The organism is Saccharopolyspora gloriosae, from assembly GCF_022828475.1.
Classification (GTDB): Bacteria; Actinomycetota; Actinomycetes; order Mycobacteriales; family Pseudonocardiaceae; genus Saccharopolyspora_C; species Saccharopolyspora_C gloriosae_A.
This window is the reverse complement of the sequence record NZ_CP059557.1, coordinates 6,182,235-6,199,771: the sequence shown is the minus strand read 5'-3', so window position 1 is coordinate 6,199,771 and position 17,537 is coordinate 6,182,235. Positions and strand designations below refer to the sequence as shown.

Genomic DNA, 17,537 nt, shown 5'->3' with positions numbered 1-17,537 from the left:
GTCGATTTTCGACGTGGGCTGTGCGCTTCGCGCATCCAGGCACGGCCTTCGGCCGCTAGGAGTCGGCTGCGCCTCCGACGGGGCAACGATCAGAAGATCGTTGGCGGGGATCGCTCAAGGGGTTGCGGGAGCGACCCGCGCACGCCAAAGGCCCGGCCCGAGGGGGGACCGGGCCTTTCGTGGCTGAGCAGGCTCAGGCGTGGCCGTCGAACAGGCTCGTCACCGAACCGTCCTCGAACACCTGGTGGATCGCTTCCGCGACCAGCGGGGCGATCGAGAGCACGCGCAGCGTGTCGAAGTAGTGGTCGTCCGGGATCGGCAGCGTGTTCGTCAGCACGACCTCCTTGGCGCCGCAGGAGGACAGCCGCTCCACCGCGGGACCGGACAGCACGCCGTGGGTCGCCGCGATGATCACGTCCTTCGCGCCGGACTCCAGCAGCTGCTCGGTGGCCTTGGTGATCGTGCCACCGGTGTCGATCATGTCGTCGACCAGCACGCACAGCCGGCCCTCGACGTCACCGACGACGCGGTTCGCGACGACCTGGTTCGGCTTCGTGGGGTCCCTGGTCTTGTGGATGAACGCCAGCGGAGTCCCGCCGAGGTTGTCCGCCCACTTCTCGGCGACCCGGACTCGGCCGGAGTCGGGCGAGACCACGGTGATCTTCTCGTCCACGTAGGTCTGCCGGATGTAGTCCGACAGCACCGTCTGCGCGAGCAGGTGGTCCACCGGCCCGTCGAAGAAGCCCTGGATCTGGTCGGTGTGCAGGTCCACCGTCATGATCCGGTCGGCGCCTGCGGTCTTGAACAGGTCCGCCATCAGCCGTGCCGAGATCGGCTCGCGGCCCTTGTGCTTCTTGTCCTGCCGGGCGTAGCCGTAGAACGGCATGACCACGGTGATGCGCTTCGCGCTGGCGCGCTTGAGCGCGTCCACCATGATCAGCTGTTCCATGATGGCGTCGTTGAGCGGTGTGCAGTGCGACTGGATCACAAAGGCGTCGCAGCCGCGGACCGACTCGTCGTAGCGAACGAAGATCTCGCCGTTCGCGAACTTGTATGCCGCCTGGGGCGTGACCGTCACGTCAAGTTGCTTGGCCACCTCCTCGGCAAGTTCCGGGTGGCTGCTCCCGGAGAAGAGCTTGAGGCTCTTCTTCGGGGTCGCAGACATGGCACTCACGGTCATCGTCCCTCCCCGTTGACCCCCGTGGACCGGGTGTCACTCATCGGATTGGTGGTCAGGTCAGATCCGGACCGCTCCTGAGCCTGCTGAGCGGCCTGGTCGGCGGCGGTGTCCGGGCGGCGTCGAGCCACCCAGCCTTCGATGTTGCGCTGCCGCCCACGGGCGACCGCCATGGCGCCCGGGGGGACATCTTGGGTGATGACCGAACCGGCGGCGGTGTAAGCGCCGTCCCCCACCTCGACGGGCGCGACGAACATGTTGTCCGCCCCCGTCCGCGCGTGGGAGCCGATCACGGTGCGGTGCTTGGCGACGCCGTCGTAGTTCACGAAAACGCTCGCCGCGCCGATGTTGCTGCCTTCGCCGATCTCGGCGTCCCCGACGTAGGTGAGGTGCGGGACCTTGCTGCCGGTGCCGATCTCGGAGTTCTTGACCTCGACGAAGGTGCCGATCTTGCCCTTCTCGCCGAGCCGGGCGCCGGGGCGCAGGAACGCGAACGGGCCGACGGAGGCGCCGGGACCCACTTCCGCTCCTTCGCCGTGCGTGCGCACGACGGAGGAGCCGGGGTGCACGGTGCAGCCGGTGAGCGTGGTGTCGGGGCCGATCAGCGCGCCCTCGCCGACGGTGGTGCCGCCGCGCAGCTGCACGCCGGGCTCCAGCGTCACGTCACGGCTCAGGCTCACGTCGCAGTCCAGCCACACCGACGCCGGGTCGGTGACGGTGACGCCTTCGCGCATCCAGCCGAGCACCAGGCGCCGGTTGAGTTCCGCGCCGAGCCGGGCCAGCTGCACCCGGTCGTTGACGCCCTCGACGAGCCAGGTGTCCGCGCACACCAGCGCGCCCACCGGGTGGCCGTCGGAGCGGGCGATGGACAGCACGTCGGTCAGGTACAGCTCGCCTTGGGCGTTGTCGGTGGAGAGCCGGTCGAGCGCGTCGGCGAGCACCGTCGCGTCGAACGCGTAGACACCGGAGTTGATCTCGCCGATGGCGGCTTGCGCCTCGGTGGCGTCCTTCTGCTCGACGATGCCGGTGACCTGGCCGGCCTCGTCGCGGACCAGCCGTCCGTAGCCGGTGGGGTCGTCGACCACCGCGGACAGCACGGTCACGGCGTTGCCGCGTTCCTGGTGCTCCGCGAGCAGTGCGGTGAGGGTGGCGGTGTCCAGCAGCGGCACATCGCCGTAGCTGACCAGCACGGTGCCCTGCCGCTGGTTCGCCAGCGCGGTCAGACCGCAGGCCACCGCGTGCCCGGTACCGAGCTGCCGGTCCTGCACCACGGTGTGCACCTTGCGGCCGAGGTCGTCGGAGACCTGCGCGAGGTGCTCGCCGACGGCGTCCCGGCCGTGCCCGATCACGACCACCAGGTCGTCCGGTCCGGTCCCGGCCGCAGCCCGCACCGCGTGCTCGACCAGCGGTCGGCCGGCGATGGGGTGCAGCACCTTCGGCGTTGCCGAGCGCATCCGAGTGCCTTCGCCCGCGGCGAGCACGATGGTGCTGACCGCGGAGCCCGCGAGTACGGAGGAGGAATCGGAGGAAGCCGCGCCGGACGTGCTGCGGGGGGCGGGCCGGGCGTTCTCGCCCTGAGGCATCAACGCACTCCCTTGGGTCTCAAGCGGGTTCGACGCCGACACGCCGGAGTCGCCCTGGTCGGTGCGGTCACGGTGAGCATTTTCATCGTGAACCGGCTGCTGGTGGCGTCCAAGCGGGTGAAGGGTAACCGGGGCGTTTCGTTCTCGCGCCGGTGGCCCTTCCCGCTTGTCCGGCGGAAGCCGATGCTACCTGTCCGGTCCACCGCACTCTGGCCGTCACGGCCTTCCCGAGCTGCGACTATGTGATCAAGCGCCGAGGAAGGTGGCGGGTTGTCGCCAGGCGGGCGACACGGATTCCCCGGGAAAACCGCGGACATTCGCCGCGGCGACTCGGCGCTCACGGAGAGTGCGCGCGCAAGCATTCTGTAAGCCGTTCCGGGTGAATCGACCATTTCGCCTGACTGAGTTCGGATTCTGTGTAATGAGGCTCACCTCGGTCCGTTCAGGAACGGGGACGTGATCGTTTCGCGGAACCTCGGGACCTCAGTGCGGCTGCGGCGGGATCCACGACTCCTGATCGTCGGATTCGCCGTTCCCGGTGTCCACCGCGAACGTCGCAACCTGGTTTCCACCGCCGCGTTTCGCCTGGTACATCGCCGCGTCCGCCCGCGCTTGCACCTGCGCGCCGGACTCCTGCGGGCGCCGCGCCACCACACCGATCGATAACGTCACCCCGCGGGACAGGGCCTTCGGCAGCCGCGCGATCGCCTCCACGGTGCGCTGCAGCGCCGACTCCGCCGCGTTCAAGGTCACCCCGGGGAGCAGCACGACGAACTCGTCACCGCCGTAGCGGGACACGAAGTCGTCCACCCGCAGCGTGTCCCGCAGCGTGCTCGCCACGACCCGCAGCACGTCGTCGCCCTCGGCGTGCGAGCAGCGGTCGTTGACCTCCTTGAACCCGTCCAGGTCCACCAGCGCCACCGACAGCGGCTGCGCCTCGGGCGTGTCCAGCAGCGTGTCCAGCCGTTCGTCGAGCGCACGCCGGTTGGACAGCCCCGTCAGCGGGTCCTGCAACGCCTGCTGGGTGATCGCGTCGTGGCGCAGGTTCAGCCGGGAGTTCTCCAGCCGCGTGCTCAGCGTCAGGTACCGGCCTTCCCGCATGGCCCACAGCTCGTTCTCCAGGTCCAACACGTAGTCGTGCACCGCGTCGCTGGTCGGCCGGTCCTGGTCGGTTTCGGTGAGTTGCGCGTACTCGCGGGCGAGCGAGATCCGCAGCGTCGGGTCGGCCGCGTCGCCGGTCACCTTGGAGCGGGTGTCGCCGAGCATCTGCACCGCCTCGGTCCGCTGTCCCGCGTTGACCAGGCACCGGGCCAGCGCGATCGCCACGATGATCTTCTCGCGGGGGTGGATGGCGCGGTCCAGCGAGCGCAGCCGCCGCAGCCGCTCGATGTACTCCGAACTCGGCTGGGCCAACGCGTGCGCGGCACCGAGCACCGGGATCTGGTCGGCCGCGGAACGATCGGCGAGCCGGGGGAACAACGACTCCCGCCACGGCACCTCGACGCCGAGCGCGAGCCCGGAAGCGGTGGAGAACCGCTCCACCGCCGCGTCCTGCTGCCCGATGCGTTCCAGCCGCAGGCCCCAGCCCAGGAACATCCGGCACCGGTTCATCATGTGCAGCGCGATCTCGTGCGGGCCGCCGCTCTCCCGGATCCGGTGCAGCGCGCGGGCCATCACCTCGTCGGCGGTCTCGTACACCCCGAGCTGGGTGAGCACCGAACCCAAGTCGATCAGCGCGGTCGCCAGCAACCGGTCCCAGGGCCGCCGACCGAGCGCGGTGTCCGGGACGGGTTCGTCCTCCAGCATCGCGAGGCCGCTGGCCACCTCGGTGATCGCGTTGTCCTCGCTGCCGGTGAGTAGTGCGCGCCTGCCGCGCAGGGCGTAGGCGTCGGCTTCCAGGACGGTGAGGCCGTGCCTGCGGCTGTGCGTGAGCAGTTCGTCGAGCAGCGGTTCCGCGCCGTGCGCGAGCCCGGAGGTGGACAGCCGCATCGCGGCGCAGTGCCGCAGCAGCTGGGCGACGATGCGCGGTTCACCGCGGCGCTGGGCCTCGGCGAGCAGCCCGTCGGCTTCCCGAATGGTGCTGCGCTGCCCCAGGGCGTCGCTGTTCTGGCCGACGGCGTTGAGTTCGCGAGCGCGACCCACCAACCACGCGTCGCTGACCTCGCTCAGCGCGGTTGCCGCATCGTCGCGTACGTCCGTCGTGTCCTCGCGCAGCGGCGCACACCCCCTGCTGGCATCCAGGCCCGGCCGGGGCCGGGAGGTCGGCGATCGACCACGGTTCCCATCGGGCATCGCCCGCCCGATGGCCACGGGCTCGTCGTGCCGTGAGCTCGTCGTACCGGGTTCGCCCGCGGGACCGCTGCTCCGCCGCCAGGACTCGAACCTGGACCATCAGAACCAAAATCTGAGGTGCTGCCTTTACACCACGGCGGATCGGGCGATGTGGTCCGCGGACCCGGCGACAGAGCTTACCGCCACGCCGGCCGCCCGTGTCCGCCCAGTCGACATCGTGGCATGCCCGTCCAGCGTGATCGTTCTCACGGGTACCCGAATGATCGAGAGCGGCGACCGAGAACGGCGATTCGGACACGCCCGGACGTCGCGACACGCCGCGTTTCCGCCGCCGGGGGGTGACGATTGTGCATCCACCAACTTACGCTGGCGTAGGTTACGGTCCCGTAGGATATGCGGGGTCGACGCCGAATTCCCGGCCATGCCGATCGATTTCCACCACCTGACCCAGTTGAGGTAGTGCTTATGACCGCAGCGACCGACGTTGCTCCCGACGCTTCCGGAGCCGAGTCCGCCGGGCCGAAACCGCTGACCGCGGGCACCCGGCCCAGGCTCGCCCAGTTCCTCGTCTACGCGTTCGTCCTGATCCCGTGCATCGCGCTGGTCGCGGCGATCCCGTTCGCCTGGGGCTGGGGCTTGGGCTGGGTGGACGTCGGCCTCGCGGCCTTCTTCTACGTGTTCAGCGGCCTCGGCGTGACCGTCGGGTTCCACCGCTTGTTCACGCACGGATCGTTCAAGTCCAACTGGCCGGTGCGCGCCACGCTGGCCATCGCGGGCATGACGTCCCTGCAGGGTCCGGTGATCACCTGGGTGGCCGATCACCGTCGGCACCACGCCTACTCGGACCGCGAGGGCGACCCGCACTCGCCGTGGCGCTTCGGCAGCACCCCGGGGGCGCTGGCCAAGGGCTTCTGGCACGCGCACATGGGTTGGCTGTTCGACCGCGACATGACCAACGAGGAGCGGTTCGCGCCGGACCTGCACAAGGAGGACCGGCTGGTCCGCCTGAACAACCTGTTCGTGCTGTGGACGGTGCTGAGCCTGGCGCTGCCCGCCGTGCTCGGCGGCCTGCTGACCTGGTCCTGGTGGGGCGCGCTGACCGGTTTCTTCTGGGCCGGGCTGGTCCGGGTGTCGCTGCTGCACCACATCACGTGGTCGGTGAACTCGATCTGCCACATGATCGGTGAGCGCCCGTTCAAGAGCCGCGACAAGGCGGCGAACTTCTGGCCGCTGGCGATCGTGTCGTTCGGCGAGTCCTGGCACAACTCCCACCACGCCGACCCGACCTGCGCCCGGCACGGTGTGCTGCGCGGACAGCTGGACATCTCGGCGCGGGTGATCTGGTTCTTCGAGAAGGCCGGCTGGGCCTGGAAGGTCCGCTGGCCGAACGACAAGCGCCTGGCTCGGATCGCGGTCACCGACTACAAGGGCTGACGTTTCGGCTAGGTGGGGGAAGATCGGGCGGCGCTGCGGCGCACGCGTTTCGCGACGGCCCCGGCTCGCGCAGCACTGCTGTGCGGGCCGGGGCCGTTTCACGTCGGTGGGTCCGCGGCGGCGGAAAATCTCTCACGACCTGCGCGGCGATCCGGGCAGTTCGCACCCGGCCCGCACGGATAGGGTGGCGGCGTGGCGGGACGGCGTAGGCGCAGCTCCCCGGACTCGGAGACGAGGCGCCGTTCGGCGCGCACGGCCCGAGTCCGGATGACCGGTGAGGAACGGCGGCAGCAGCTGCTCGATGTGGCCAGGGCGCTGTTCGCCGAGAAGGGCTTCGAAGCCGCCTCGATCGAGGAGATCGCGCACCGGGCCGGTGTGTCCAAGCCGGTCGTCTACGAGCACTTCGGCGGCAAAGAGGGCATCTACGCGGTCGTGGTCGACCGGGAGATGCGCGCGCTGCTCGACTCGATGGTCTCGGCGTTGTCGGCCGGGCATCCCCGGGCGCTGCTGGAGCAGGCCGCGGGGGCGTTGCTGGAGTACATCGACACCTCCACCGACGGATTCCGCATCCTCGTCCGCGACTCCCCGGTGGCCAGCACGACGGGCACGTTCTCGTCGCTGCTCAACGACATCGCCAGCCAGGTCGAGCACATCCTCGGACTCCAGTTCACCGCGAAGGGCTACGACGCGAAGCTGGCTCCGCTCTACAGCCAGGCGCTGGTGGGCATGGTGGCGCTGGTCGGCCAGTGGTGGCTGGAGGCGCGCAAGCCGAAGAAGGACGAGGTCGCCGCGCACCTGGTCAACATCGCCTGGAACGGCCTCTCCCACTTGGAGCACAAGCCGAAGCTCGGCAGCTGGCGCTGACGGGCAGGTCGAAGCTCGCCTGCTGTTCGGGCGGCCGCGTTGATCTGTCAGGCGGCGAACAAGTGCGTAATATCAAGCATATTGGCCGCGCCGACATGGGGTGATCACGGTGTGCGGTGATGATGACACTATGAGTAGTGCACTCGCGTACGCTAGCGGCCCGCCGTTCACGCTGGCCGACTGGGAGTCGCTCGAACACGACCCGGACGGCAACCGGGTGGAGTTGATTGGCGGACATTTCCAGGTGGCTCCCGCGCCCAGCTATGTCCAGCAAGGTTTGAACGAGGAACTATGGCTCGTGCTGCGCCAGGCTTTGCGTGCGGAAGGGCGATCGGATCTCATTCCGAAGAACGGACTCGGGGTCAGTCTGTTCAAAGGAATGGGATTCGTCCCGGACATCAGCGTGCTTCGGGCTCAGGACGACGGAACGATCCAGGTCGAAGCAATGGAAGTGCTTCTCGCCGTTGAGATCGTTTCTCCGCGAACGCGCAGAAACGATCGCGTGATCAAACCTGCTGCTTACGCGCAAGCAGGTGTCCCGTTCTACTGGCGGGTCGAACCGATCCCAGGCGAGCCGCCAACGATCTTGTGCTTTGAACTGGCGAACGGGGTCTACACCAAATCCTGCGTTGTGGAGTCCGGTAGCCCTGTCACAGTCAAGGCTGCGCCCGTTCCGGTCGACCTCGATGTGGACCGGCTGTACGACTTGGCTCTCGGCAAGGCGTGATCCTCACGCCGAGGTGATGCGGAGGATTCGGTCGTCGGTGCCGTTGGACGTGGTGACGTAGAGGGCGCCGTCGGGTCCTTGGCGTGCGGCGCGCAGCCGTCCGTGCAGGCCGTCGAGTTCCGGTGGCACCAGCACCTCCCGCACTTTCCCGTCCGGGCCGAGGCCGAACAGCAGCAGCTTCGAACCCTTCAGCGCGGTGACCGCGAGCATCCCGTCGAACCGGCCCCACTGCGGCCCGGTGAGCAGCGTCGCCGCGCACACCGCCTCCGTCGAGCGGCCCGAGGACCACCCCGCGGGCACCGCGTCCGGGAACCGCCGGAGATCCGTCATCGGCACCGACTCGTCGTAGGAGTCCGAGCTTCCGCCGCGCGACGGGTCCCAGCCGTAGTTGCCGCCCGCCCGCAGCAGGTTGATCTCGTCGTCGGATTCCGGGCCGTGCTCGGCGACGAGCACCTGCCCACCGGGTCGCGGTGCGATGCCCTGCGGGTTGCGGTGCCCGTAGCTGAAGATCAGCCGTTCGGCCGGGTCCGGCGAGTCGAGGAACGGATTTCCCGGCAACGGCTCGCCCGTGCGCAGATCCATCCGCAGGACCTTGCCGCCGAGTCCGGTGCGGTCCTGCGCGGCGCCCGGCTCGGCGGCGTCGCCGGTGGTGACCAGCAGTGAGCCGTCCTCGGCCAGGGTCGGGCGGCATCCGGAGTGCCTGCCGCTCGCGTTCACCGGCAGGCCGGTCAGCAGTGGTTCGCCGACGCGTTCGGCGCTGCCGCCGTCGTCGGCGAGCCGCCAGGTCACCAGCCGCACGTCCACGGCCCGGCCCGCCTCCTGGTGCGTCTGGCAGGTGACGAACCGTCTGCTGGTGGCGAAGTCCGGGTGCACGAGCAGGCCCAGCAGGCCGCCTTCGCCTTCGGCGAGCACGTCGTCGAGGTCCGCTCGCACCGGGCGGATCTGCGCGCCGGGGCTGGTGTCGGCCAGCAGTGCGAACCGGCCGGGACGTTGCGTGATCAGCGTGGTGCCGTCGGGCAGGAACCCGATGTCCCACGGGTGTTCGAGGCCGCGGCCGAGCACTTCGACCCGCAGCGTCGACTGCACCGGGTCGGGTGCCCTCGTGTTCGGCGCGGGAGGCGCTCCGTCCGGGGCACCGCATGCCGTGAGCACGGTGATCAGGGCGATGGCGGCGACTCGACAAGCGCGCATCACCACAGTGTGACACTGCCCGGCCACCGCGAGTGGTCCTCTCGGCGCAGCGGGCGCGGGGCGACCGGACGCTGTCGGTGCGGAGTCGTAGGCTGGAACGGACTCCCGTCACCCGGTATCGGTCCGTGGTCCGCCTGGGGCGGACCGGTCGCGAGCGGTCGCCCGGCGACCGGCCGTGAGCCGGCTCGGCCTGCGGACCTGGAAGCTGTCGTCCCGGGGACGGGTCTGTGCGCGTTTCCGATGTTTTCTCGGTGCGAGGGATTGCGATGACCCAGGCTGGTCCTGCCACGGCGACGGATGCGGCTCCGGCCGTGTTGCACGGGCTGCTCGACGCGCTGCTGCGGGAGGAGACGTTCCGCCGAGTGGTGTCGTCGGCGGGGCGCCCCCACCTGGCGCTGGAAGGCCCGGTCGCCGCGCGCCCGCTGGCCGCCGCGGTGCTCGCCGCGGACTCCGGTGCGGCCGCGCCGGTCCTGCTGGTGACCGCCACCGGCCGGGAGGCCGAGGAGACGGCGGCGGCGCTGGAAGACCTGATCGGCCCGGACGGGGTGGCGGTGCTGCCGTCCTGGGAGACGCTGCCCCACGAGCGGCTCTCCCCGCGCGCGGACACCGTGGGGCGCAGGCTCGCGGTGCTGCGCAGGCTCGCGCATCCCGAGGAGCACGCCGAAGGCCCGATCCGGGTGCTGGTGACGACGGTGCGCAGCCTGATTCAGCCGATCGCGCCGGGCTTGGGCGAGCTCGCGCCGGTGCGGCTCGCACTGGGCGACGAGCACGACTTCGAGCAGCTGGTGGAACGGCTCGCCGGCCTCGCCTACAGCCGCGTCGACATGGTGGAGAAGCGCGGCGAGTTCGCGGTGCGCGGCGGCATCGTGGACGTGTTCCCGCCGACCGTGGAGCACCCGTTGCGGGTGGAGTTCTGGGGTGACGAGGTCACCGAGATCCGCCCGTTCTCGGTGGCCGACCAGCGGTCCCTGCCGGACGCCTCGGACACCTCGCTCTACGCCCCGGCCTGCCGCGAACTGCTGATCACGCCGGAGGTGGCGGAGCGCGCCGAGGAGCTCGCCCGGGAGCACACGGCCGACGCGCAGCTCGCGGAGATGCTCGGCAAGATCGCAGGCGGTGCCGCGGTCGAGGGCATGGAGGCGTTGATCCCGGCGCTGTGCGCGGGGGAGATGCGGCTGCTCACCGAACTCGTCCCGGACGGCACCCACGTGCTGCTGTCCGATCCGGAGAAGGTGCGGGCGCGGGCCGCGGACTTGGTGCGCACCGGCCAGGAATTCCTGGAGGCGTCCTGGATGGTCGCCGCCGACGGCGGCAAGGCCCCCATCGACCTGGGCGCTTCGGCGTACCGGGGGCTCGCGGAGGTCGCCGAGCGCACCAGGGAGATCGGTCTGCCGTGGTGGACGCTGTCCCAGCTCAGCAGCGACAGCGAGGACCACGGGGTGGTGCACCTGGGCCTCAAGCAGGTCGAGGCGTACCGCGGTGAGGTGGAGCGCGCGTTCGCAGACCTGCGCGCTCACACCGCGTCCGGTGGGGCCGCCGTGCTGGTGGTGCCGGGGCAGGGCACGGCGCAGCGCGCGGTGCAGCAGTTCCGGGATGGTGACCTGCCGGTGCAGCACGCCACCGAGGGAATCGGGGCGACGCCGGAGACCGGCGTGATCACGGTGGTGCGCGGGGACCTGGAGGACGGTTTCGCCGCGCCCGGGGTGGGTCTGGTGGTGCTCACCGAGACCGACCTGACCGGCGGTCGCGGCGGTACGTCCACAAAGGACATGCGGCGGATGCCGTCGCGGCGGCGCAACGCCGTGGACCCGCTGGCGCTGAAGGCCGGTGACTTCGTGGTGCACGAGCAGCACGGCATCGGCAAGTACGTGGAGATGGTGCAGCGCACCGTCGGCGGGGCTACCCGCGAATACCTGGTGCTGGAGTACGCCTCCAGCAAACGCGGCCAGCCCGGCGACCGGCTGTTCGTGCCCACCGACCAGCTCGACGAGGTATCCCGCTACGTCGGCGGCGAACTCCCCGCGCTGAACAAGCTCGGCGGTTCCGACTGGAAGAACACGAAGGCCAAGGCGCGCAAGGCGGTCAAGGAGATCGCCGCCGAGCTGGTGCAGCTCTACGCCGCGCGCCAGTCCGCCCCCGGCCACGCGTTCGGCGCGGACACCCCGTGGCAGCGGGAACTGGAGGACGCCTTCCCGTACACCGAGACCGGTGATCAGATGGCCGCGATCGACGAGGCCAAGTCGGACATGCAGCGGCCCGTTCCGATGGACCGGGTGATCTGCGGCGACGTGGGCTACGGCAAGACGGAGATCGCGGTGCGCGCCGCGTTCAAGGCCGTGCAGGACGGCAAGCAGGTCGCGGTGCTGGTGCCGACGACGCTGCTGGCGCAGCAGCACCTGAACACCTTCGCCGACCGGATGCGTTCGTTCCCGGTGACGATCAAGGGCCTGTCCCGGTTCACCGATCCGCGGGAGTCGGAGCAGACCGTGCAGGGCCTCGCCGACGGCTCGGTGGACATCGTGATCGGCACGCACCGGCTGCTGCAGACCGGCGTCCGCTACAAGGACCTCGGCCTGGTGATCGTCGACGAGGAGCAGCGGTTCGGCGTTGAGCACAAGGAGCACATCAAGGCGCTGCGCACCCACGTGGACGTGCTGACGATGTCGGCGACGCCCATCCCGCGGACGCTGGAGATGAGCATGGCGGGCATCCGCGAGATGTCCACGATCCTGACCCCGCCGGAGGAACGGCACCCGGTGCTCACCTACGTCGGCGCCTACGACCAGAAGCAGGTGGGGGCGGCGATCCGCCGCGAACTGCTGCGCGACGGCCAGGTGTTCTTCGTGCACAACAGGGTGTCGACCATCGAGAAGGCGGCTCGCCAGCTGCGCGAACTCGTGCCGGAGGCGCGGATCGTCACGGCGCACGGGCAGATGAACGAGGAGCGCCTGGAGAAGATCATCCAGGGTTTCTGGGAACGCGAGCACGACGTGCTGGTGTGCACCACGATCGTCGAGACCGGGCTGGACATCTCGAACGCGAACACGCTGATCGTGGAGCGCTCCGACATGCTCGGGCTCTCCCAGCTGCACCAGCTGCGCGGCCGCGTCGGGCGCGCGCGGGAACGCGGCTACGCGTACTTCCTGTACCCCGGCGAGAAACCGCTCACCGACACGGCGCACGACCGGCTCGCGACGATCGCGCAGAACTCGGAACTGGGCGCGGGCATGGCCGTCGCCATGAAGGACCTGGAGATCCGCGGCGCGGGCAACATCCTCGGCGCCGAGCAGTCCGGGCACATCGCGGGCGTCGGCTTCGACCTGTACGTGCGGCTGGTCGGCGAGGCCGTCGAGGCGTTCAAGCAGCACGCGGGTGCCGAGACCGGTGACCTGGAACGAGAATTGGCCGAGGTGCGGGTGGATCTGCCGGTGGACGCGCACATTCCGCACGACTACGTGCCGGGTGAGCGGCTGCGGCTGGAGGGCTACCGCAAGATCGCCGCCGCCGGTGATCAAGCCGAGTTGGACGCGGTGCGCGCCGAACTGGAGGACCGCTACGGCCCGCTGCCGGAACCGGTGCAACGGCTGCTCAAGGTCGCCGCGTTCCGCCAGGTGTGCCGCGAACACGGCGTCACCGAGGTGACCTTGCAGGGGTCCTCGTTGCGGGTCGCGCCGATGGAACTGGCCGACTCGCAGCAGATGCGGCTCAAGCGGCTGTACCCGAAGGCCGTGTACAAGGCGACGGTGCGCACGGTGTCGGTTCCCCGCCCGACCGAGGGCGCCGCCGGTGGCCGCATCGGAGCACCGCCGTTGCGCGACGAGGCGCTGCTGGACTGGTGCGCCGACCTGCTCACGTCGCTGGCGGGCCGCCCCGTCGCCGTCTGATCCGTTCCCCGCGGTGCGGCTGGCGAGGGTCCGCCGGGCCGGGCATGATCAGGATGCGTTCGGTGGCGGAAACGTGCGGACGACCGTTCTCCCGTCCGGATTCGGCACGATCCGCGGACCACGGGAGTCGGCCGATCGGTGGCGATGATTCGCCACCGGGCAACCATCGGCTGCGTGGTGCGTCTGAGTTGGTGGGTGGACTCGCCGAATCATCGACGTGTCGCCTGGTTCTGCCGGTAGGGGAAAGGACGAGGTGTGGATCGTGCACGAGGACCGCAGCGCCCGAGCTCTCGCCCTCCGGGGCCGTCCCGGCCCGGTGAGGAGACGACGGTCCGCCACCCCGTCGTCGTACCGCCGCCGGATCACGGGAATCGCCGCAGGCCCGAGCCGAAACGACGTGCCGGGCGGATCTTCGGCCGCACGGTGATCGCCTTGCTGTCCGTGGCGATCCTCGGCACCAGCGCGTACGCGTGGAGCACGCTCAACGGCTGGAACGGCGGGATCACCGAAAGCGATGTCATCGGTGGCGGTGTCAGCGCCCCGGACGGCGCCGTGGACATCCTCCTCGTCGGCAACGACAGCCGGACCGACGCGGAGGGCAATCCGCTCTCGGAGGAGTTGCTGCGCGAACTGCGCACCACCGATGAGAGCGGCAACCTCACCGACACGATGATCCTGATGCGCATCCCCAACGGCGGTGCGCGCGCCAGCGCCGTGTCCTTCCCCCGCGACACGCAGGTTCAGCTCGGCAACGGGCACGGCAAGCACCTGCTCACCGAGGCGTACAACACCGAGCGGATGACCGCCCTCGAGGAGTTGGAGAGCGACGGCGTGACCGACCCGCGGGAGCAGGAGCAGCAGGCGCGGACCGCCGGGCAGAAGTTCCTCATCGAGACGATCGAGGACCTCTCCGGCGTGACCATCGACCACTACGCCGAGGTGAACCTGCTCGGGTTCTACGAGATCACCAAGGCCGTCGGCGGCGTGGACGTGTGCTTGAACCAGGCCGTGGACGACAGTGATCACTCCGGCGCGGTGTTCCCCGCCGGGCCGCAGACGATCTCCGGTGGGGACGCGTTGTCCTTCGTGCGCCAGCGGTACGGGCTGCCGCGCACCGACCTGGACCGCGTGGTGCGCCAGCAGGTGTTCATGTCCGGGTTGGCGAACAAGATCTTGTCCGCCGGAACGTTGAGCAACCCGGTGAAGCTCGGCGAACTCATGTCGGCGCTGCGGAAATCCGTGGTGCTCGACGCGGGCTGGGACGTCATGGACTTCGCGCAGCGGATGCGGGGCATCGCGGGTGGCGACATCGAATTCCAGACCATCCCCGTCGAACTCGTCGGCAAATCCGGGGAGGAGAAGGTGACCGTCGACGAGGCGGAGGTGCAGCGGTTCGTCGCGAACCTGCTGCTGACCCCGCAGGAACGCGCAGTGCGGCAGCAGGCGGACCGCGCTCCGGAGGAGCAGTCCTCGCCGAGTTCGGAGTCGACGAGCGCGAGCCCTTCGGAGACCACGGTGAGCGTGTACAACGCCTCCGGCGTCACCGGGCTCGCGGGGACCGTGCTGGACCGCCTCGCCGGGGAGGGATTCCAGTCCGGTGCCACCGGAAACGCCCAGTCGACGAGTTCCTCGTCGGTGCGGGTGGCCCCGGGGGAGGAGGCCACCGGTGAGCAGGTCGCCGCGGTGCTCGGCGGAGTTCCGGTGAGCACCAGCGGTTCCGTCGAATCCGGCAGCGTCGAGGTGTACCTGGGTTCCGACTACGAGGGGCCGGGTGCCCGGAACTTCGCGGCCGCGCGCCCGCTGCTGCTCGACGGGCTCCAGCGGGCGCAGGACCCGGAACAGCCGATCACCGCGGGTGGCGTGCCGTGCGTGAACTGACGGGAACTCGCCGAGGGTTCACCGCCGGATGATCTCGTGAGAGGGTGACGGCTGTGAGCTCCGTCATCGCCCGCCTTCGTCCGTTCGCGCTGGTCGCGCTCTCCTGTGCGCTGCTCGCCGGTTGTGGTTTCGAGCCCGGCCGCGCCGGCGCCGCGGCGCTGGTGGGGGACGCGCGCATCCCGGTCAGCGAGGTGCAGAGCCGGTACCGCGCCGTCCTGGACAAGGAGCCGGAAGCCAAGGCGCAGCTCGAAGAGCAGGACCAGCTCGGCGAATTCGGCCGCAGGCTCGCCGGCGACCTGACCCGGCGTGCGCTGGTGGACCAGGTAGCCGAGGACGAGGGCCTGCGGGTGGACGAACGGCGGGTCCGCGAGGTGATCGACGCGGCCGGTGGCGCGGAGAAGGCCAGCGCCGGCCAGATCTACACCGCCGACGACATGGCCGACGTGGTGCGCAGCCGGTTGCTGACGGCCGAGCTCGGGCGCCGGTACATCGACCGGCTCTCCGTCACCTACGACGTCACTTCCGCCACGACCCGTGAGGACGCTGAGCAGAAGGCGCGGCGGATGGCGCGCGGCGATGCGGAGTCCGCAGCCGTGGTCACCGCCGATCAGCAGGCCGGGCAGGGCGCGGCGACCGATCAGCGGCTGCGTTCCGCGGAAGTGCCCGATCTGGCTGCGGGAACTCCGTTGTTCGGCGCGCGGCCGGGGACCACGATGGCCTTCGAGCTGCAGCCGCAGTCCGGGCAGTGGACGGTGGTGCGGATCAAGCGGCGCGACGTCGCTCCGCCGCCGCCCGCGCCGAGCCCGGCGGGCGGCGACGAGATGCGGATGCAGTCCTTCGGCGATCAGCTGCTGCGGGTGACCGCCCAGCGGGTCGGTGTCGAGTTGAGCCCGCGTTATGGCGCCTGGGACCAGCTCGCGATGTCGGCGGCCCCGAACAAGGACGAGACGATCGGCTTCGTTTTCCCCGCCGTGGAGCGGTCCTAGCAGGAAGAACCGGGTAGCGGAGCCTCTGCGCCCGGCTCGCCGCGTCGGTTCCTGAAGTCGTCCCGGCCGGAATTCGGGCGGCCGGCCTGAATTCCGCGCCGTCGTCGCCGAACATCGAAGATCACCCGTACGGAGTGACGCGCCGGTGTGTCGGGCGGGGTGTGCCGGGGCGCCGAAGGCAGGCTCGGCGCCATGGATCAAGCGTTGCGGCGAGAGCGAGATTCGTGGTTGCGACAATCGCACCATGCACACAGCACGTTCGGCGGATCACCTGACCGGCGACCGTCCCAGCGTCCGGTCCGGGACGCCGGGAGCGAGCGCGGATTCTCCTTCCGGATCGGTGGTCCCGGGGTCGGCGGTGGTCGTCGTGGACGACCGCCTCGGGGACGTGATCCCGGCGGCGGCGGTGCCCGTGCTGCGCCGGGCCACCGCCGCCTACGTCGTGCCGGGACTCTCGGCCGCGACGGTCGCGGCGCTCGACGAGCCTGCGGTGCCTGCGGTGGACGTGCTGCTGGCCCAGGCCGCGCGGGAACCGGTGGCCCTGATCGCGCCGGACCTGCACTCGCGGCAGGCGCAGGCGTTGCGCGCGGCCGGTGCGGAGCTGCTCGCTTCGCATCCGCCGGTGGGCGTCGAGCTGTTGGACGCCGTGACGGTGATGGACCGGTTGCGCTCGCCGGGCGGCTGCCCGTGGGATGCGGAGCAGGACCACGACTCGTTGCGCCGCTACCTGGTGGAGGAGACCTACGAGCTGCTCGACGCGATCGACCAGCGGGATCGCCCGTCACTGCGCGAAGAACTGGGTGACGTGCTGCTGCAAGTGCTGTTCCACGCCCGGATCGCGGCCGAGGACGCCACTGATCCGTTCGGCGTGGATGAGGTGGCCGCCGACCTGGTGGGCAAGCTCGTGTCCCGGCATCCGCACGTGTTTACCGAGGTCGAGTCCGTGCACGACGCGGAGTCCCAGCAGCTGCGCTGGGATGAGCTCAAGCAACGGGAAAAGCAGCGGGAGTCCATTGTGGACGGTGTCGCGACCGGCCAGCCCGCCGCCGCGCTGGCCGCCAAGCTGGTGCAGCGTGCGGCGCGCGCCGGAGTGCCCCAGGAGTTGGTCGCGGTCGGGGAGTCGCCCGGTGCGGCCTTGTTCGGCCTCGTCGCCCGCGCCAGGCTCGCGGGAGGCGATCCGGAAGACGATCTGCGCGCCGCCGCGCTCGCCTTCGCCGGTCGGGTCCGCGAAGCCGAGGCCGTCGCGCGGCGGGACGGGCAGGACCCGCACGGGCTCACCCCCGCGCAGTGGAGTCGGTACTGGAACGCCGCCGCCGGTGAGTGAGACGGATCGGGTCGGATACCTGCCATGTTGGTTCGCGGTGGACCGGCGCCGGCGTCCGCGGATCCGGTTCGAAGTCGGGCTTCCGGGGTCGAGTAGTTCGCCACCTGCGGGTATCTCTTCAAGGTATCCACAGTGGACAGATGGGTGGCCCTGTGCGTGCGGCGTGCCGGAACGCCGGCGAGATCGTCGTCCTGGAA

Annotated in this window: 11 protein-coding genes and 1 tRNA gene; 7 read left to right on the top strand and 5 right to left on the bottom strand. The window is 70.3% G+C overall.

What is annotated here, in order from left to right:
* Positions 1–193: 193 nt before the first annotated feature.
* From H2Q94_RS27190 to H2Q94_RS27175, 4 genes are all read right to left on the bottom strand, one after another.
* Positions 194–1,165 carry a ribose-phosphate diphosphokinase gene (locus H2Q94_RS27190; protein ID WP_243789998.1) on the bottom strand — a complete coding sequence of 324 codons (972 nt, stop codon included), beginning with the start codon at positions 1,163–1,165 and terminating at the stop codon, positions 194–196.
* A gap of 11 nt (positions 1,166–1,176) precedes the next feature.
* Positions 1,177–2,760, bottom strand: coding sequence for a bifunctional UDP-N-acetylglucosamine diphosphorylase/glucosamine-1-phosphate N-acetyltransferase GlmU (glmU, locus tag H2Q94_RS27185; RefSeq protein ID WP_258718635.1), 1,584 nt, complete (start codon positions 2,758–2,760; stop codon positions 1,177–1,179).
* Positions 2,761–3,243: 483 nt separating this feature from the next.
* Complete coding sequence (locus H2Q94_RS27180; protein WP_243789997.1) at positions 3,244–5,052, bottom strand: GGDEF domain-containing protein; 1,809 nt, start codon at positions 5,050–5,052, stop codon at positions 3,244–3,246.
* Positions 5,053–5,122: 70 nt separating this feature from the next.
* Positions 5,123–5,193, bottom strand: a tRNA-Gln gene (locus H2Q94_RS27175).
* Positions 5,194–5,517: 324 nt separating this feature from the next.
* Here H2Q94_RS27175 and H2Q94_RS27170 point away from each other — a divergent pair.
* The 3 genes from H2Q94_RS27170 (at position 5,518) to H2Q94_RS27160 (ending at position 8,077) form a co-directional block, all read left to right on the top strand.
* Positions 5,518–6,486 carry an acyl-CoA desaturase gene (locus H2Q94_RS27170; RefSeq protein ID WP_243789996.1) on the top strand — a complete coding sequence of 323 codons (969 nt, stop codon included), beginning with the start codon at positions 5,518–5,520 and terminating at the stop codon, positions 6,484–6,486.
* 267 nt (positions 6,487–6,753) lie between these two features.
* Positions 6,754–7,350 carry a TetR/AcrR family transcriptional regulator gene (locus H2Q94_RS27165; protein ID WP_243795926.1) on the top strand — a complete coding sequence of 199 codons (597 nt, stop codon included), beginning with the start codon at positions 6,754–6,756 and terminating at the stop codon, positions 7,348–7,350.
* 130 nt (positions 7,351–7,480) lie between these two features.
* A complete protein-coding gene (locus H2Q94_RS27160; protein WP_243789995.1) occupies positions 7,481–8,077 on the top strand; it encodes a Uma2 family endonuclease in 597 nt (198 codons plus the stop codon).
* Positions 8,078–8,080: 3 nt separating this feature from the next.
* Here the strand turns inward: H2Q94_RS27160 and H2Q94_RS27155 are convergent, their stop codons facing one another.
* Entirely contained in the window at positions 8,081–9,268 is a 1,188-nt protein-coding gene (locus tag H2Q94_RS27155; protein WP_243789994.1) for a PQQ-dependent sugar dehydrogenase, read from the bottom strand.
* 266 nt (positions 9,269–9,534) lie between these two features.
* Here H2Q94_RS27155 and mfd point away from each other — a divergent pair, with 266 nt between their 5' ends.
* The 4 genes from mfd (at position 9,535) to H2Q94_RS27135 (ending at position 17,340) form a co-directional block, all read left to right on the top strand.
* Positions 9,535–13,152 carry a transcription-repair coupling factor gene (gene mfd, locus H2Q94_RS27150; RefSeq protein WP_243789993.1) on the top strand — a complete coding sequence of 1,206 codons (3,618 nt, stop codon included), beginning with the start codon at positions 9,535–9,537 and terminating at the stop codon, positions 13,150–13,152.
* A gap of 255 nt (positions 13,153–13,407) precedes the next feature.
* Complete coding sequence (locus H2Q94_RS27145) at positions 13,408–15,030, top strand: LCP family protein (protein ID WP_243789992.1); 1,623 nt, start codon at positions 13,408–13,410, stop codon at positions 15,028–15,030.
* A gap of 53 nt (positions 15,031–15,083) precedes the next feature.
* Positions 15,084–16,016 carry a SurA N-terminal domain-containing protein gene (locus H2Q94_RS27140; RefSeq protein ID WP_243789991.1) on the top strand — a complete coding sequence of 311 codons (933 nt, stop codon included), beginning with the start codon at positions 15,084–15,086 and terminating at the stop codon, positions 16,014–16,016.
* A 244-nt stretch (positions 16,017–16,260) separates the two neighbouring features.
* On the top strand, positions 16,261–17,340 hold the full coding sequence (locus tag H2Q94_RS27135; protein WP_243789990.1) for a nucleoside triphosphate pyrophosphohydrolase: 1,080 nt from the start codon (positions 16,261–16,263) through the stop codon (positions 17,338–17,340).
* Positions 17,341–17,537: the final 197 nt, after the last annotated feature.

Excerpts from the sequence above, each read along its gene's own strand:
- H2Q94_RS27135 (WP_243789990.1), top strand. The coding sequence starts at position 16,261 with ATGCACACAGCACGTTCGGCGGATCACCTGACCGGCGACCGTCCCAGC.
- H2Q94_RS27165 (WP_243795926.1), top strand. The coding sequence starts at position 6,754 with ATGACCGGTGAGGAACGGCGGCAGCAGCTGCTCGATGTGGCCAGGGCG.
- mfd (WP_243789993.1), top strand. The coding sequence starts at position 9,535 with ATGACCCAGGCTGGTCCTGCCACGGCGACGGATGCGGCTCCGGCCGTG.
- H2Q94_RS27170 (WP_243789996.1), top strand. The coding sequence starts at position 5,518 with ATGACCGCAGCGACCGACGTTGCTCCCGACGCTTCCGGAGCCGAGTCC.
- H2Q94_RS27180 (WP_243789997.1), bottom strand. The coding sequence starts at position 5,052 with ATGCCCGATGGGAACCGTGGTCGATCGCCGACCTCCCGGCCCCGGCCG.
- H2Q94_RS27160 (WP_243789995.1), top strand. The coding sequence starts at position 7,481 with ATGAGTAGTGCACTCGCGTACGCTAGCGGCCCGCCGTTCACGCTGGCC.
- glmU (WP_258718635.1), bottom strand. The coding sequence starts at position 2,760 with ATGCCTCAGGGCGAGAACGCCCGGCCCGCCCCCCGCAGCACGTCCGGC.
- H2Q94_RS27155 (WP_243789994.1), bottom strand. The coding sequence starts at position 9,268 with ATGCGCGCTTGTCGAGTCGCCGCCATCGCCCTGATCACCGTGCTCACG.
- H2Q94_RS27190 (WP_243789998.1), bottom strand. The coding sequence starts at position 1,165 with ATGTCTGCGACCCCGAAGAAGAGCCTCAAGCTCTTCTCCGGGAGCAGC.